Source organism: Luteimicrobium sp. NPDC057192, assembly GCF_042670205.1.
Taxonomy (GTDB): domain Bacteria; phylum Actinomycetota; class Actinomycetes; order Actinomycetales; family Cellulomonadaceae; genus Luteimicrobium.
In genome coordinates, this window is the sequence record NZ_JBHUWD010000045.1 from 1 (window position 1) to 16,073 (window position 16,073).

Annotated in this window: 17 protein-coding genes; 14 read left to right on the forward strand and 3 right to left on the reverse strand. The window is 73.7% G+C overall.

The genetic code is table 11. The features are described from left to right. Window positions 1-126: 126 nt before the first annotated feature. From ACFT5B_RS17460 to ACFT5B_RS17470, 3 genes are all read left to right on the forward strand, one after another. Window positions 127-390, forward strand: coding sequence for a phosphoribosyl-ATP diphosphatase (locus tag ACFT5B_RS17460; RefSeq protein WP_386800447.1), 264 nt, complete (start codon window positions 127-129; stop codon window positions 388-390). An 81-nt stretch (window positions 391-471) separates the two neighbouring features. Further along, on the forward strand, window positions 472-1,320 hold the full coding sequence (gene hisG, locus ACFT5B_RS17465) for an ATP phosphoribosyltransferase (protein WP_386800448.1): 849 nt from the start codon (window positions 472-474) through the stop codon (window positions 1,318-1,320). Between the two features lie 23 nt (window positions 1,321-1,343). Next, window positions 1,344-1,811 (forward strand): PH domain-containing protein, encoded by a 468-nt coding sequence (locus tag ACFT5B_RS17470; protein WP_386800449.1) that lies wholly within the window; start codon window positions 1,344-1,346, stop codon window positions 1,809-1,811. A 168-nt stretch (window positions 1,812-1,979) separates the two neighbouring features. Here ACFT5B_RS17470 and ACFT5B_RS17475 read toward each other — a convergent pair whose 3' ends face one another. Beyond that, complete coding sequence (locus ACFT5B_RS17475) at window positions 1,980-3,815, reverse strand: DEAD/DEAH box helicase (RefSeq protein WP_386800450.1); 1,836 nt, start codon at window positions 3,813-3,815, stop codon at window positions 1,980-1,982. Between the two features lie 286 nt (window positions 3,816-4,101). On the opposite strand from ACFT5B_RS17475, the gene ACFT5B_RS17480 reads away from it, so the two are divergent. The 11 genes from ACFT5B_RS17480 to ACFT5B_RS17530 all read left to right on the forward strand — a co-directional run bounded on the left by ACFT5B_RS17480 (window position 4,102) and on the right by ACFT5B_RS17530 (window position 15,115). Further along, on the forward strand, window positions 4,102-4,719 hold the full coding sequence (locus tag ACFT5B_RS17480; RefSeq protein WP_386800451.1) for a CDP-alcohol phosphatidyltransferase family protein: 618 nt from the start codon (window positions 4,102-4,104) through the stop codon (window positions 4,717-4,719). A gap of 59 nt (window positions 4,720-4,778) precedes the next feature. Next, window positions 4,779-5,579, forward strand: a complete 801-nt coding sequence (locus ACFT5B_RS17485; protein ID WP_386800452.1) for a DUF881 domain-containing protein — start codon at window positions 4,779-4,781, stop codon at window positions 5,577-5,579. Between the two features lie 22 nt (window positions 5,580-5,601). After that, window positions 5,602-5,934 carry a small basic family protein gene (locus ACFT5B_RS17490; RefSeq protein ID WP_386800453.1) on the forward strand — a complete coding sequence of 111 codons (333 nt, stop codon included), beginning with the start codon at window positions 5,602-5,604 and terminating at the stop codon, window positions 5,932-5,934. Window positions 5,935-5,939: 5 nt separating this feature from the next. Next, the gene (locus ACFT5B_RS17495) at window positions 5,940-6,926 is read left to right on the forward strand and encodes a DUF881 domain-containing protein (RefSeq protein ID WP_386800454.1); all 987 of its coding nucleotides are present in this window, start codon (window positions 5,940-5,942) and stop codon (window positions 6,924-6,926) included. Between the two features lie 146 nt (window positions 6,927-7,072). Then, the gene (locus tag ACFT5B_RS17500; protein WP_386800455.1) at window positions 7,073-7,552 is read left to right on the forward strand and encodes an FHA domain-containing protein; all 480 of its coding nucleotides are present in this window, start codon (window positions 7,073-7,075) and stop codon (window positions 7,550-7,552) included. A gap of 2 nt (window positions 7,553-7,554) precedes the next feature. Then, window positions 7,555-8,370, forward strand: coding sequence for a MerR family transcriptional regulator (locus ACFT5B_RS17505; RefSeq protein ID WP_386800456.1), 816 nt, complete (start codon window positions 7,555-7,557; stop codon window positions 8,368-8,370). Window positions 8,371-8,426: 56 nt separating this feature from the next. Then, window positions 8,427-8,915 (forward strand): bifunctional nuclease family protein, encoded by a 489-nt coding sequence (locus tag ACFT5B_RS17510; RefSeq protein ID WP_386800457.1) that lies wholly within the window; start codon window positions 8,427-8,429, stop codon window positions 8,913-8,915. A gap of 277 nt (window positions 8,916-9,192) precedes the next feature. Beyond that, window positions 9,193-9,771: a MerR family transcriptional regulator gene (locus ACFT5B_RS17515; RefSeq protein ID WP_386800458.1), complete on the forward strand. Its 579-nt coding sequence runs from the start codon at window positions 9,193-9,195 to the stop codon at window positions 9,769-9,771. A gap of 44 nt (window positions 9,772-9,815) precedes the next feature. Further along, window positions 9,816-10,628, forward strand: coding sequence for an MBL fold metallo-hydrolase (locus tag ACFT5B_RS17520; protein ID WP_386800459.1), 813 nt, complete (start codon window positions 9,816-9,818; stop codon window positions 10,626-10,628). Window positions 10,629-10,767: 139 nt separating this feature from the next. Continuing rightward, window positions 10,768-12,216 carry an alkaline phosphatase gene (phoA, locus tag ACFT5B_RS17525; protein ID WP_386800460.1) on the forward strand — a complete coding sequence of 483 codons (1,449 nt, stop codon included), beginning with the start codon at window positions 10,768-10,770 and terminating at the stop codon, window positions 12,214-12,216. Between the two features lie 82 nt (window positions 12,217-12,298). Beyond that, the gene (locus ACFT5B_RS17530; protein WP_386800461.1) at window positions 12,299-15,115 is read left to right on the forward strand and encodes a cation-translocating P-type ATPase; all 2,817 of its coding nucleotides are present in this window, start codon (window positions 12,299-12,301) and stop codon (window positions 15,113-15,115) included. Here ACFT5B_RS17530 and ACFT5B_RS17535 read toward each other — a convergent pair. Both ACFT5B_RS17535 and ACFT5B_RS17540 read right to left on the reverse strand, forming a co-directional pair. Then, window positions 15,093-15,362 carry a Rho termination factor N-terminal domain-containing protein gene (locus tag ACFT5B_RS17535; RefSeq protein WP_386800462.1) on the reverse strand — a complete coding sequence of 90 codons (270 nt, stop codon included), beginning with the start codon at window positions 15,360-15,362 and terminating at the stop codon, window positions 15,093-15,095. The two genes, ACFT5B_RS17530 and ACFT5B_RS17535, sit on opposite strands and share 23 nt — an antisense overlap. Before the next feature lie 48 nt (window positions 15,363-15,410). After that, window positions 15,411-15,983, reverse strand: a complete 573-nt coding sequence (locus ACFT5B_RS17540) for a hypothetical protein (protein WP_386800463.1) — start codon at window positions 15,981-15,983, stop codon at window positions 15,411-15,413. Between the last annotated feature and the right edge of the window lie 90 nt (window positions 15,984-16,073).

Genomic DNA, 16,073 nt, shown 5'->3' on the forward strand with positions numbered 1-16,073 from the left:
GCGTACTTCTTGTGCGACACACCGGGCGTGTCGCACAAGAAGTACGCACTCACGGGGAGGGAGGCGGGCGTGCCCGGTGGGCGGACCACCCGACGCCCGGCCCCGCCGCGCCACTAGGCTGACGGGGTGAAGACCTTCGATGCCCTGTTCGCCGAGCTCACCGAGAAGGCCACCACCCGCCCCGAGGGGTCGGGAACGGTCGCGGAGCTGGACGCCGGCGTGCATGCGATCGGCAAGAAGATCGTCGAGGAGGCCGCCGAGGTCTGGATGGCGGCCGAGCACGAGACGCTCGATGACGCCGCGCTGGAGATCTCCCAGCTCCTCTACCACCTGCAGGTGCTGATGGTCGCGAAGGGGCTGACGCTCGAGGACGTGTACCGCCATCTGTGACGGGCGCGCCCGTCGCAGCGCTCGTCCCGACGTCCGTACCAAACCCTGACTCGTTGACCTGAATCTCTGAGGATCCCCGCCGTGCTCCGTATCGCCGTGCCCAACAAGGGCTCCCTGTCCGAACCCGCCGCCGACATGCTCCGCGAGGCGGGCTACCGCCAGCGCCGGGACCCGCGCGAGCTCGTGCTCGCAGACCCCGACAACGACGTCGAGTTCTTCTTCCTGCGCCCCCGCGACGTCGCGGTGTACGTCGGCGCCGGCACCGTCGACGTCGGGATCACCGGCCGCGACCTCATGATCGACTCGGGCGCGACCGACGTCGAGCACCTCTCGCTCGGCTTCGCCCGCTCGACGTTCCGGTTCGCCGCGCCGGTGGGCACCGCGACCAGGGTCGAGGACGTCGCGGGCAAGCGCGTCGCGACGTCGTACCCCGGCCTCGTGCTCGCGCACCTCGCCGAGAAGGGTGTCGAGCCGGACGCCGTCGTGCACCTCGACGGCGCGGTGGAGACCGCCGTGCGTCTCGGCGTCGCGGACGTGATCGCGGACGTCGTCGAGACCGGCACGACGCTCCGCGCCGCCGGCCTCGAGGTCTTCGGGGACCCGCTGCTGGTCTCCGAGGCCGTGCTCATCCGCAACGGCGACCTGCCCGAGCCCGAGGGGCTCGACGTGCTGACGCGCCGTCTTCAGGGCGTGCTCACAGCCCGCGAGTACGTGCTCATGGACTACGACTGCCCGCTCGACCTGGTGGAGCAGGCGGTCGCCGTGACCCCCGGTCTCGAGTCGCCGACCGTGTCCCCGCTGCACGACCGGTCGTGGGCCGCGGTCCGGGCGATGGTGCCGCGCAGCCAGACGAACCGCGTCATGGACACGCTGTACGACCTCGGTGCCCGTGCGATCCTGGTGACGTCGATCCACGCCTGCCGGCTCTGACGCCGGGGCGGGAAGGGGGAGCGGTGCCCGACGGCGACCTGTACGCCACCTTCCGGCCCCGTTTCGCCCTGATCGCCGGCGCGATCACGGGCACCGTCTTCGTGGTGGGCTGCATCGTCGTCGCGCTGACCGGGGTAGGCCCTGGCTTCGACACCGGTCAGCGGATCGCGATCATCGTGGTCGGCCTGCTCGGCGGGTGGCTCGTCGAGCTCCTCGTCAACACCCGCGCCGTGCCGAGCCCGCAGGGGCTGGTGGTGAGCAACATCGTCCGGCGCCGGGCCCTCGAGTGGCCCGAGGTGCTCGCGGTCCACTTCGGACCCAACGACCCGTGGGTGGTGCTCGACCTGGCCGACGGCAAGACCCTCGCGGTGATGGCCATCCAGCGTGCGGACGGCGCCCGGGGTACCCGCGCCGCGAACCGCCTGGTGCACCTCGTCGAGCTGCACGGCGAGGCACCGGAGACGCCGTCGTCATCGCCCGAACGCCACTGACCCCACGAACTACCCCGCGAGGTATGCCGGATGCCGGGGTACCTCGCGAGGTATGCCGGATGCCGGGGTACCTCGCGAGGTATGCCGGATGCCGGGGTACCTCGCGAGGAGGGAGGACGACGGCCCGCGCACCCCTCGAGGTGCGCGGGCCGTCGTGGCACGTCGTCGTCAGTCGCGCTTGCGGCGCGCGCCCGCCGGGGCGCCCTTGTCGACGGCGATCCGGAGCGGACGGCCACCGACGCGAGCCCGGCCGATGCGGTCGAGCGCCGCGGCGTCGAGCGGGCGACCGATCTCGACGAGCGAGAACGAGCCGAAGATGTCGATCTTGCCGACGTCCTTGCCCGACAGACCGCCCTCGTTGGCGAGGGCCCCGACGATCCCGCGGGGCTCCACGCCGTGCGCGTGCCCGACGGCGACGCGGTAGCGGGTGCCGTTGGCGAGGCGGCGGGCCGGACGGCCGTCGTCGTCGCGGGCGCTGCCCGGACGGGCACCGCGCTCGGGGCGGCCGTCGCGGCGGCGGGGGCCGCGGTCGTCGTCGTGGCCGGGGCCGCGGCGAGGACGAGCCCCGTCCTCGACCTCGCGGCGCTGCCGCACCGCGCGGGACGCGGCGGCGAGCTCGGCCGCCTCGTTCTCGGCCTCGATGGCCTCGCGCGACTTGGGTCCCTTGTCGCCGACGAACAGGGCGGCGAGGGTCGCGGCGAGGTCGACGGCGTCGAGGTCGGGGTGCGCCGCGAGGTGCTCGCGGACGAGCCGGACGTACAGGTCGAGGCGACCCGCCTCCTGGCGCTCGGCGACGTCGTCGAGCATGCGCCGGACCCGGTGCGCGGAGACGTCCGCGGGCGTGGGGATCGACACCTCCTCGAGCGGCGTGCGCGTGGTGCGCTCGATCTGGCGCAGGCGGCCGCGCTCGTGCGGGGTGACGAAGCTCAGGGCCTCGCCGGTGCGGCCGGCGCGGCCCGTGCGGCCGATGCGGTGCACGTACGCCTCGGGCTCGCCGGGCAGGTCGAAGTTCACGACGAGGCCGATGCGGTCGACGTCGAGCCCGCGGGCCGCGACGTCGGTAGCGACGAGGACGTCGATCTGGCCCGAGCGCAGGCGCTCGACGATCTTCTCGCGGTCCTTCTGGGCGACGTCGCCGGAGATCGTCGCCGCCGCGATGCCGCGCTCGACGAGCGCGGTGCCGACGTCCTCGGCCGCGCCGCGCGTGCGGCAGAACACGATCGCCGCGTCGGCGTCGCTCGTCTGCAGGACGCGGACCAGGGACCCCGTCTTGTGGCGGAACGGCACGATCGAGTACGTCTGGTGGACCGTCGTCACGGTCGAGGCCTGGCGGGTGACCGCGATCTCGACGGGGTCGTTCAGGTGCTGCTGCGCGACGCGCCGGATCGGCGCGGGCATCGTCGCGGAGAAGAGGGCGACCTGCCGCTCCGCGGGCGCCGCGCCGAAGATCGTGTCGACGTCCTCGGCGAAGCCCATGCGGAGCATCTCGTCGGCCTCGTCGAGCGCCAGGAAGCGGATGTCGTCGAGGACCAGGTTCTTGCGCTCGATGTGGTCGATCACGCGGCCCGGCGTCCCGACGACGACCTGTGCGCCGCGCTGCAGGGCGCGCTGCTGCGGGAGGTAGGGCGCGCCGCCGTAGACCGCGAGCACCTCGACGCCGGTCAGCCCGGACGCGAACGTCTCGATCGCCTCGGCGACCTGCATCGCGAGCTCGCGGGTCGGCGTGAGCACGAGCGCCTGCGTCTTGCGCAGGTCGGGGTCGACGCGCGAGAGGAGCGGGAGGCCGAACGCGGCGGTCTTGCCCGTGCCGGTCTGGGCGACGCCCGTGATGTCGCGGCCGTCGAGGAGCGGCGGGATGGCGGCGGCCTGGATGGCCGACGGCGTCACGAAGCCGAGCGTCTCCACGGCCTCGAGGAGCGTGGCGGGCAGGCCGAGGTCGCGGAACGTCGTCTCGGTCGTGGTGTCGGTGGTGGGCTGCTCGGGGGCAGGGGAGGGCGTGGTCATCTGGAACCGTCCGGTCGGGGGGATCGCATGCGGCAGGGGCCGCGGTCGCATCTCCCGGGACACACGAGAAGAGGTTCCGACGGCGGGGCCACGCCGCTGCGGCGGCGGCCCGGACGCGTCGGACGGTTGCCTCGGACTGTTGCCGAGCACCAGCCAGGAACGGCGACGACTGCGAAAGGGGGTCGACCCATGGTACCGGAGCCGTCTGGGCGCCCGCTGCGAGGACGCCCGCGGCGACGCGGACGTGGCCGACGTCACGACCCCGCGCACCTCATAGACTGTCCCGGTGGCGGACGACAAGGGCGATCTGGACGAGGCGACCGACCGGATCCTGACGATCCCCAACCTCATCAGCGTGATCCGGCTCCTGCTCGTGCCCGTGTTCGCGATCCTCATCGCGACGCACCACGACGTGTGGGCGATCGTCGTGCTCGCCGTGTCCGGGGCCTCGGACTGGCTCGACGGGGTCGCGGCCCGCCGCCTGCACCAGGTGAGCAAGCTCGGGCAGCTCCTCGACCCGGCTGCCGACCGCCTCTTCATCCTCGTCACGCTGCTGGGTCTCGCGCTGCGCGACATCATCCCGTGGTGGCTCGTCGTCGTGCTCCTCGCGCGCGAGGTCGCCGTCGGGCTCACGCTGCCCCTGCTGGCGCGCCGGGGCTACGGGCCTCAGCCCGTGAACTTCATCGGCAAGGCCGCGACGCTCACGCTCATGTACGCGTTCCCGCTGCTCCTGCTCGGGCAGGTCGACGGCTGGGTGGGCACGGTCGCGAGCGTCGTCGGCTGGGCGTTCGCCTGGTGGGGCGTGGGCCTCTACTGGTGGGCGGGCTTCCTCTACCTGCGGGGCGCCGCACGGATCCTGCGGTCGACCGGCGGGCCGGACGGCGCCGAGGGCGCTCCCGCGTGAGCACCCCGGCCGGAGCCCCCGAGGGGGGTGCGCGCCGCTCTCGGCGGCCCGACGAGTCGATGACCCTCCTCACCGAGGTCATGGACCACCCGCTCGACCCCGGCTACGCCGAGGCGGCCCGGTCCCGTGAGCTGGGAACCCGCACGGGCCCCACGGTGCCGACCCGCGTGGTGGCGCTGGTCCTCGCCGTCGCGCTCGGGCTCGTCACGGCGATCGCCGTCAAGAGCCTGCGGGCCCCCTCGCCGAGCGTCGTCGAGGCGCGCACCGTGCTCCAGCAGCAGATCACCGAACGCCAGGACCGCGCCGACGCGCTGAGCCGCAGCATCGCCCGGACCAACGCGGAGGTCGACACGCTGCAGTCCCAGGCGCTCGCCGCACAGTCGCCGTCGCTGCTCGCGACGGTGCAGGACGACACGGTCGCGTCGGGTGCCGCGGCCGTCACCGGGCCCGGCATCACCGTGACCGTCGCGGACGCGTCCGACGCGGTCGCCGCCGACGGCACCGTCGACCCGGACCGCCGCGTCCAGGACTCCGACCTGCAGAACGTCGTCAACGCGCTCTTCGCGGGCGGCGCGGAGGCCATCGCGATCAACGGGCAGCGGCTCACCTCCACGACGGCGATCCGCAGCGCGGGCAGCGCGATCCTCGTCGACTTCGTCGGGCTGGCGTCGCCGTACCACGTCGAGGCCATCGGCGACCCGGATGCGCTGCGGAGCGCGTTCGCCGCGTCACCGGCGGCCGACCAGCTCAAGGTCCTCGGGGAGTCCTACGGCCTGGAGTCGTCCGTCGCGACGGAGAAGCACCTCGATCTCGAGGGCGGCGGACCGTCCACGTTGCAGCACGCGAAACCGCTAGGCTGAGCAGCCGTCGAAGGAGGCAGCAGTGATCGCTTTTGTCGGGCTCGTGATCGGCGTCGTCGCCGGTCTCGTCCTGCAGCCCACCGTGCCCGTGTCGCTGCAGCCGTACCTGCCGATCGCGGTGGTCGCGGCCCTCGACGCCCTGTTCGGCGGTCTGCGGGCCAAGCTCGACGGCCTGTTCGACGACCGGGTGTTCCTCGTGTCGTTCCTGTCCAACGTCGTCGTGGCGGCGCTCATCGTGTTCCTGGGTGACCAGCTGGGGGTCGGGTCGCAGCTCTCGACGGCCGTCGTCGTCGTGCTCGGTATCCGGATCTTCTCGAACGCGGCCGCGATCCGCCGCCACGTCTTCAAGGCCTGATGCCCGTGTCCGGACCCCACGAGCCCCAGCAGCCCGACGCGGAGCCCGAGACCCCTCTCGGCGGCGAGGACGCCGCCGTACCCGGGACGGACGCCGCGCCGGACGGCCAGGAGAGCTCCGAGCCGGACGAGGCCGAGGCCGAGGCCGCAGAGTCCCACCACGGCCGGCACGCCGGGGCGCACGCGCCTGACGACGAGACGTCCGCGCCCGAGAGCAACACCCCCCAGCCTGCCCCGGACCGGGCGTCCGCCACCGGCGGCCTGCGGGGCTGGTCCGGGCTGCTCACGCTGCTGCGCCCGCGGCTCAACACGTCCCAGCTCATCGTCGCGGTCCTGTGCGCGGCGCTCGGCTTCGCGCTCATCGTCCAGGTTCACCAGAACCAGTCGGACAACCTGTCCTCGCTGCGCCAGTCCGACCTCGTCCGCCTGCTCGACGACGTCACGCAGCGGACCCAGACGCTCGAGCGCGAGCAGACGGACCTCGCGGCCACGCGCGATCAGCTGCGATCGAGCTCGGGCAGCCGGCAGGCCGCGATCGACCTGGCCACGCAGCGTGCCCAGACGCAGGGCATCCTGTCCGGCCGCCTGCCGGCCACCGGCCCCGGGATCCGCCTCACGATCAAGCAGAGCACCCAGACGGTCGGGGCGGCGACCATGTTCAACGTCCTCGAGGAGCTGCGGAACGCGGGCGCCGAGGCGATCCAGGTGGGCGGCGTCCGGCTGGTGGCGTCGAGCTGGTTCGAGGTGCACGGGGACACGCTCGTCGCGGACGGGCAGCCGCTCGAGTCGCCGTACGTGTGGCTCGCGATCGGCAACCCGGACACGCTGGCGCCCGCGCTGGGCATCCCGGGCGGCGCGTTGGCGGCCGTCCGCAACACGGGTGCCACGGCGGAGGTCTCGACGCCCAGGAAGGTCGAGGTCACGGCGACACGCGAGCCGGGAACACCCCAGTACGCGACACCGACGCCGCTCGCGACCGGCGGAGGCTCCTGATCGGGGACACCCGCGGGGTGGTGCTGTGTCCGGCGGCCGTCTCCGCCTACTGTTGTTCCCAGAGGTTGTAGTAGGTTTTTCGGTCACGGGCGGAGCCGCCGCCCGCGCCGACCACGCTGGTCGGCGCCACGTCCCGAGGAGGCGCAATGACAGTTCCCGGCGGTGGCGCGACGGACCCTCGGAACGGCGACACCACGATCAGCTTCCACCGGACCGACCGGGTGCCGGACCAGCCGGACGAGGCCCCGGTCCGTCGTCGGCCCGACGACGAGGAGACCGCGACGATCGCGGCGCTCCCGCAGGGGTCGGCGCTCCTCGTGATGCAGCGGGGCGGCGCCGGGGTCGAGCGGATCCTGCTCGACGCGGACCGTGTGAGCGCGGGGCGCAGCGAGCACGCGGACATCTTCCTCGACGACGTCACGGTCTCGCGCAAGCACGCCGAGTTCGTCCGTGAGGGCGCGCGGTACACCGTCCGCGACACGGGGTCGCTCAACGGCACGTACGTGAACCGGGTGCGGGTCGACGCCGCCCCGCTCGTCACGGGCGACGAGGTGCAGATCGGCAAGTTCCGCCTCACCTACTACGAGAGCCGTGCCGCGGCAGCGGGGACGGGCGGCGAGGCGTGAGCGTGGCGTCCGCGCTGGCGAGGGACGACGACCCGGACCGAGACGCGGGGTCGGGCTCCGGCCGCGACGACCGTGCCTGGCCGCCCGGCGTGTCGCGGACGGCGTCGATGCGCATCTCCGACGTGCTCCGCGCCCTGCGCACGGACTTCCCGTCGATCAGCCACTCGAAGCTGCGCTTCCTCGAGGAGCAGGGCCTCGTCGAGCCGGTCCGCACCGCGGCCGGCTACCGGCAGTACAGCCCGGCCGACGTCGAGCGCCTGCGGTTCGTCCTCGTCGAGCAGCGTGACCGGTACCTGCCGCTCAAGGTGATCAAGGACCGGCTCGCCGAGCTCGACGCCGGCGAGATCGAGCTCGGCCGTCCCGCGTCACGCGGTACGACGACGCACGACGGCGTGTCGCGGTCGTCCGCCTCCGAGCCGGGACGGCGCCCCGAGGCGTCGCCCGCGCGCCCGCCGGCGGGGGCTTCCACGGAGGAGCGGACGCACGCCCCGGAGCCCGACCCGGTGCTCGTCGACGGGCTGGTCTCGGCCGGGCTGCTCCGCCCGGGTCCGGGCGGCCGGCTCGACGACGCCGCCGCGGAGATCCTCCGGACCGCCTCGGCGCTGGGACGGTACGGGATCGAGCCGCGCCACCTGCGCTCGCTGCGCACCGCCGTGGACCGGCAGGTCGCGCTGGCCGCCCAGGTGGTGGCTCCGCTGCGAAGCCAGCAGTCGCCGGCCGCGCACGTGCGCGCCGACGAGACGGCCGACGAGATCGGCGACCTGTTCGTCCGGCTGCACGCGGCGTGGCTGCGGCAGGAGATCGCCGACCTCGCCTGACCGAGACGCTCACAGCCCTCGTGCCGCACCCGGCGCGTCCGTCGTACGGTGGAGTGATGGCTGGTGGTGACGACGACCCCATGGTTCCCGTCGACGTGCTCGGCGTGCGGCAGCTCGGCGACCAAGAGGTCGTCGTGCTGCTCCTCGACCCGAGCTCGGGGCTCGTCGTGCCGATCGCGATCGGCCCCCGCGAGGCGACGGCGATCGCGAGCGCCCAGGCGGGTGTGGTCCCGCCGCGGCCGATGACCCACGACCTCCTGCGGGACCTCTTGCGGGCCACGGGCGTGGAGCTCGAGGCGACGCGGGTCGTCGCGCTGCGGGACGGCGTGTTCTTCGCGGAGCTCGCCCTGTCGAACGGGGAGCGGGTGGACTCGCGGGCGTCGGACGCGATCGCGCTCGCCGTGCGCACGGGGGCGCCGGTCCTCTGTGCCGCCGAGGTGGTGGCGCGGGCCGGCGTGGAGGTCGTCGACGACGCGGGGGCGCGCGAGGTCGAACGGTTCCGGTCGTTCCTGGACGGTGTCGAGCCGGAGGACTTCGGTCCGTGACCGACTCTCGACCTCAGGTCGAAGGTCATGGTCGGTGTCGGCGGTCGGCCGACGGGCTCAGGTGGAGGGTGAGAGTTTGCCCCGCCGGGTGAAACCTTCGACCTGAGGGTCGGGCTGGGGGATTGGTCGGCGGTGTCGCGACACGCCCGATACGCTGGAGGGCGAGGTCGTTGACCCGCCCCCCGGCCACCCCTAGCGTGGACGGGAGTCGAGCAGCCCCGTGAACGCGGTGGAGTGCGAGAACGGCCGAGGACGCAGGGCCCGGTAGGAGGCACAGATGAGCAGCAACGGTGACGCGGGCGCGAGCAGCACGCCCGTGCCGCAGGGCGCCCAGGGCCTCCTGTTCGGTGACGCGATCGCGGAGCAGGACGAGTCGATCGGGTACCGCGGCCCGACGGCGTGCCGGGCGGCCGGCATCACGTACCGGCAGCTCGACTACTGGGCGCGGACAGGCCTCGTGGAGCCGAGCGTCAAGCCGGCGCAGGGCTCCGGTTCGCACCGGCTCTACGGCTTCCGCGACATCCTCGTCCTCAAGATCGTCAAGCGCCTGCTCGACACAGGGGTCTCGCTGCAGCAGATCCGCGCGGCGGTCCACACGCTCCGGGAGCGGGGCGTGAACGACCTGGCCGGCATCACGCTCATGAGCGACGGGGCGAGCGTCTACGAGTGCACGTCCGCCGACGAGGTGATCGACCTCGTCCAGGGCGGGCAGGGCGTCTTCGGGATCGCCGTCGGGCGCGTCTGGCGCGAGGTCGAGGGCACGCTCGCCGAGCTGCCCACCGAGAGCCTCGAGGACGCCGCGCCGGACGTCGAGGACGAGCTCGCCGCCCGTCGTCGGGCCCGCAGCGCCAGCTGACCTCCACCGCGCGCCGACCGGCCGCGGAGGCGGACAATCGGGGCATGAAGCTCGAGATCCTGGGCCATGCCTGCGCACGCCTGACCGACCGTTCCGGCTCCCTCGTCGTCGACCCCGGCACCTTCTCCTCGCCGGGCGCCCTCGCGACCGCGGACGCGGTGCTCGTGACGCACGAGCACGCCGACCACCTGGACGTCGACGCGCTGCTCGCCGCGCTGGCGGAGCGCACGCACGTCGAGGTGTGGGCGCCGGCGGCAGTCGTCGCGGCGCTGCAGGCGCGCGGGGTGGGGCTCCAGCGCCTGCACGAGGCCGTGCCCGGCACGGCGGCGACCGTTCTCGGTCATGACGTCGACGTCGTGGGCGGCGTGCATGCGTCGATCCATGCGGACCTGCCGCGCATCGCGAACGTCGGCTACCTGATCGACGGCGCGGTGCTCCACCCGGGCGACTCGTTCGTCGCGCTGCCGCCGGGCGCGCACGTGCACGTCCTGCTGACCCCCGTCTCGGGTCCGTGGCTCAAGCTCGCGGAGATCGTCGACTGGGTCCGGGCCGTGCAGCCCGCTGTCGTCGTGCCGATCCACGACGCGCTGCTCTCGCCCGTCGGACGCGGCTCGGTCCTGCGCCAGCTCGGCCCGGAGGGTCTGGGCGCGGGCTGGGCGTGGACCGTCGTGGACCTCGCGGACGAGGGCGCGTCGCTCGACGTCGAGCCGGATCCGGCGGCGCGGGCGCCGTTCGTCGCGCACGAGCTCGCGCTCGAGCATCCGGAGTTCGCCGGCGTGCCGGTGCTGGAGCGGGACGAGACCGTCGCCCCGCGCCCGGAGGAGGAGGCTGCGGACGCGGACGGCCGGGCGGGCTGAGCGCTGCGGCCACGCACAGGGGATCCTTACCGTTCACCCGGGCGACGCCGAGCGGACGCCCGGGTGACATCCGGGTCCGGTCGACTGCGTGGGGCGGCAGGCGTTGCCGCACCGACCAGTCGAAAGGGACATCATGCGCATGACCCGTGCCGGCCGCCGCGCCGGCCTCGCCATGGCACTCGTCGGGGGGCTCGCCGTCGCAGCGACGGCCGCCACCGCCGTGGGCACCGATCTGACCGGGAACGGCGACGCTCGCCGCATCCACGGGGACCAGTCCTCGTCCGTCAAGCACGCGATCAAGGGCGGCACCGCCCGCAACGTCATCCTGCTCATCGGCGACGGGATGGGTGACTCCGAGATCACGCTCGCGCGTGACTACCAGTACGGCGCCGCGGGCCGCCTGCCGGGCATCGACGCCCTGCCGCTGACCGGCCAGTACACGACCTACGCGCTCGACAGGAGCAACGGCCGGCCGGACTACGTGACCGACTCCGCGGCCTCCGGGTCGGGCTGGTCGACGGGCACCAAGACGTACAACGGCGCGATCTCGGTCGACATCGACGGGAAGGCGCAGCGCAGCCTCCTCGAGCTCGCGAAGGCCGGCGGCCTGCGCACGGGCGACGTCTCGACGGCCGAGCTCCAGGACGCGACCCCGGCCGTGCAGGTCGCGCACGTGTCGGAGCGGGGCTGCTACGCGCCGTCGTCGACGACGAAGAGCTGCCCGGAGAACGCGCTCGAGAACGGCGGCGCGGGCTCCATCACGGAGCAGCTCCTCGGCACCCGCCCCGACGTCACGCTCGGCGGCGGCGCGGCCTCGTTCCGCGAGACCGCGAAGGCGGGCGCGTGGCAGGGCAAGACGCTGCTCGACCAGGCGAAGGCGCGCGGCTACCAGGTCGTCACCGACGCGGCGGGTCTCGCGAAGGTCCGGAAGGCCGACCAGAAGGCGCCGGTCCTCGGCCTCTTCGCCGACGGCAACTTCGCCACGCGCTGGGCCGGCCCGCTCGCCACGCACACGGGCGGAGCCGAGACGCCGGTCCGCTGCACGGCCAACCCGAGCCTGCCGGCCACCCAGCCCAAGCTCGCCGACATGACGTCGAAGGCGATCTCGCTGCTCGACGACCGCCGGTCGGGCAAGGGCTTCTTCCTCCAGGTCGAGGGTGCGAGCATCGACAAGCAGGACCACGCCGCGAACCCGTGCGGCCAGATCGGCGAGACCGTCGACCTGGACGAGGCCGTGCAGGCCGCGCTCGCGTTCGCCAAGAAGGACGGCCACACGCTCGTCGTCGTGACGGCCGACCACGGCCACTCGAGCCAGATCGTCTACCCGGGCACGACGACGCCGGGTCTGACCCGCACGCTCGTCACGGCCGACGACCAGCCGATCACCGTCGCGTACGGGACGGCGGACGTCGGCGGGTCGCAGGACCACACCGGCACCCAGGTGCGGGTCGCCGGCTACGGCCCGCGCGCCGCGAACGTCGTCGGTCTCACGGACCAGACGGACCTGTTCTTCACGATCCGGGACGCCCTGCGGCTCGACTCGCGTCCGTCGGGCTCGCACGGTCACGGGCACGGCTCGCACCACTGAGGCCACCGGTCCGCGGGGCCCGCACCCGGCGTCGTCATCGGCGCCGGGTGCGGGCCTTCGTCGTGCGGTCTTGAATGAGGACGTGACCGCCGTCCCCGCCCCGCCACCCGCATCCGTGAGCGCCCCGGCGCTCGGTTCTCCCGGCCCGTCGCCCTGGGCGCGCCCGGCCGCCGACGTGGCCGCCGGGCTCGGTTCCGGTCCGGACGGGCTCGGTTCCGCCGCGGCGGCACGGGTCCTCGCCGAGGTCGGGCCGAACGAGCTGCCGCCGCCCGAGCGCCCGCCGCTGTGGCGCCGCGTCCTCGTCCAGTTCCAGGACGTGCTCGTGTACGTGCTGCTGGTGTCGGCCGGGCTCAAGGCGATCCTCGGGGAGTGGATCGACTTCACGATCATCCTGCTCGTGGCCGTGGTGAATGCGGCGGTCGGGTTCATCCAGGAAGGCCGCGCCGAGAGCGCGCTCGACGGCATCCGGCAGATGCTCTCGCCGTCCGCGGAGGTCCGGCGTGACGGGTCGTGGGCGACGGTCGACGCGTCGGAGGTCGTCCCGGGCGACGTCGTCCGGGTGCGGCCGGGGGAGCGCGTGCCCGCCGACGTGCGCGTGCTCGAGGCGACGAGCCTGCGCGTCGAGGAGTCGGCGCTCACGGGAGAGTCGCTGCCCGCGGCGAAGGACGCCGACCCGGTGGACCCGCAGGCCGGCGTCGGGGACCGGACGAGCATGCTCTTCTCCGGGACCATCGTGGTCGCGGGGACGGGGTCGGGCGTCGTGGTGGCGACGGGCGGGGCGACCGAGCTCGGCCGGATCCAGGGGCTCGTCGCCGAGGCGGACGACCTGTCGACCCCGCTGACCCGGCAGCTCGGGCGGTTCGGCACCGCGATCGCGCTCCTGATCCTCGTGCTGGGTGTCGTGATGGCCGTGATCGGGCACACCCTGCACCACTTCTCGGTCGACGAGCTGCTCTCGGCGTCGATCGGGTTCGCCGTCGCCGCAGTCCCCGAAGGGCTGCCCGCGCTCGTGACGATCACGCTCGCCCTCGGCGTGCAGCAGATGGCGCGCCGGAACGCGATCACCCGGCGCCTGCCGTCCGTCGAGACGCTGGGCGCGGTCACGACGATCTGCTCCGACAAGACGGGCACGCTGACCAAGAACGAGATGACGGCTCGCGTGGTGCGGACCGCGGGCGGCACGTTCGACGTCGACGGCGCGGGGTACGCGCCCGAGGGTGCGGTCACCGCCTCCGACGGCGCGGCCGCGGCGCTCACCGCGCACGCCGACCTGCGCGGCGTCGTCGAGGCGGTCGCCCTGTGCAACGACGCGCAGGTGGTGCCCGGGACGAACGGCTGGGCACTCGTCGGCGAGCCGACCGAGGGTGCGTTGCGGACCCTCGCCCTCAAGGCCGGGGAGGACGGCGCCGGCTGGGAGCGCGTCGCGGTGCTGCCGTTCGACTCGGCCGTGAAGTACATGGCGACGCTCGACGCGCACGCGGGCGACGTCGTCGTGCACGTCAAGGGTGCGCCCGACCGGGTGCTCTCACGGTGCGCGACCCAGGTGCGGCCCGACGGGACCACCGAGCCGATCGACCCGGCGTTCTGGGAGGCGCAGGTCGACGCCCTCGGCGCGCGCGGCCTGCGGGTGCTCGCGGCGGCCCGCCGGTCCGCGGCCCCGGACACCCGCGACGTGTCCGACGACGACCTCCACGCGCTCGAGCTCTGCGGACTGATCGGGATCGTCGACCCGCCGCGGCCCGAGGCCGTCGAGGCGGTCGCCGACTGCCACCGGGCGGGGATCGCGGTCAAGATGATCACCGGCGACCACCCGGGCACGGCCGTCGCGATCGGCAAGGAGCTGGGGATCCTCGACCCGGACGGTCGCCCGCTGGGGCCGGGGACGCCCGACGAGGACACCGCTCCGACCGTCCTCACCGGCGCCGAGCTCGAGGCGATGAGCAACGAGCAGCTGCGCGCCGTCGTGCAGGACGTCGACGTCTACGCGCGCACGAGCCCCGAGCACAAGATCCGAATCGTGTCGGCGCTGCAGGCCCACCGCCAGGTCGTCGCGATGACCGGCGACGGCGTCAACGACGCCCCCGCGCTGAGCCAGGCCGACGTCGGGGTCGCGATGGGCATCAAGGGCACCGAGGCCACCAAGGAGGCCGCGGACGTCGTCCTCGCCGACGACAACTTCGCCACGATCGAGCGCGCCGTGGAGGAGGGGCGCCGGATCTACGACAACGTCCGCAAGTCCGTCCTGTTCCTGCTGCCGACGAACGGGGCGCAGGCCCTCGTCATCCTCGTGGCCGTGCTGTTCGGGCTCACCCTGCCCCTCACGCCCGTCCAGGTGCTCTGGGTCAACATGGTCACGGCGGTCACCCTGTCCCTCGCGCTCGCCTACGAGAAGGCGGAGCAGGGGATCATGGACCGCCCGCCACGCGACCCGGACGCCTCGCTCGTGGGGCGGGCTGCGCTGGGACGCATCCTGCTCGTCTCGGCCGTCATCGGCGGCGCCACGCTCGTGGTCTTCTTCACCGAGCGGGCAGGCGACATGAGCGTCGCCCAGGCGCAGACCACCGCGGTCACCACCCTGGTCTTCGGGCAGCTCGCGTACCTGTTCAGCTGCCGGTTCCTGGGCCGGTCGAGCATCACGCTCGACGTGCTGCGCGGCAACCGCGTCCTGTGGATCTCGTCGGCGTCGCTCGTCGTCCTGCAGCTCGTGTTCGTGTACGCGCCGTTCATGCACACGCTCTTCGACTCGGCCGCGGTCGGTTGGCGCGGCTGGTGGGTGCCGCTCGTCCTCGCCGTCGCCGTGTTCCTCTTCGTCGAGGCGGTGAAGGCGGTCGGCCGCCGGCGCGAGCGGTCGCGCGCCGACAGCCCCACCGGCCGTGTCAGTGGTTCCGTAGCGCCTTGACGAGCTCGGCCTTCTTCATCGACGACCGGCCCTCGATCCCGATCTCCGCAGCGCGCTTGCGCAGGTCCGTGACGGTCCAGTCCTCGTAGCTCGGGGAGCCGCCGCCCTTCTTGCCGACCTTCGAGCGCGAGCTGCCCGCCGCGGCGTTCGCGATGCGCGCGCTCTTCTCCTTCGAGTTCCCCTCGCCGCGGAGCTCCTCGTAGAGCTTCTTGTCCTTGACGCTCGGTCCTGGGCTGCGCTTGGGCATCTCGTCCTCCTCGGGTCGCGGTCGCGTCGGTGGCCCGTCGCGCCCGGGTCACCTCGCCTCCACCGTGCGCACGTCCGACGCCGTCCGCACCTCGGAGCGCACCGAGCGCCGACCCAGGAGCAAGCCGTGCAGGGCGAGGGCCGAGACGGCACCGAGGAGCGCGCCGTCGAGGTAGTGGCAGTACATGGCGCCCAGGTAGGACGGACCGCCCCACGCGTTCGCCGTGAAGCTCGGGTCCAGCCCGGCGAAGACCTGCTCGCCCGCCCGGTAGAACCCGTACAGGAAGATCACCGCGAACGGCAGCGACACGACCACGCGGACAGCGGCGCCCGGGCTCCGGACCGCCCGGCGCAGCGTCAGCCGCACCCGCTCGCCCGCCGCCCGGGTGAACGGCGCCCGGATCGCCGCGACCAGACGCCCGCGCACCGCGAGCACCGCGACCACCACGACCGCGAGCGCCGTCAGCACGAGGTGCACGGTCCAGGCCGCCGTGTCGCCGTGATGGACGGCCACGGTGTCGCCGCGGCGGGCGTAGACGCCCACCCCGGAGACGAGCCCCGCCGCGAAGAGCGCGGCCGAGGTGAGGACGATCGGACGGGAGAGCCGGTTCGGTGTGTTCATGGCTCGAGCCTCCCGCCGGACGACCGCGCGGCGCGTCGTGCTCGCGGACGGAACCGGCCGTCGTCCCGCAGGACGAGCACGACCCGCGAC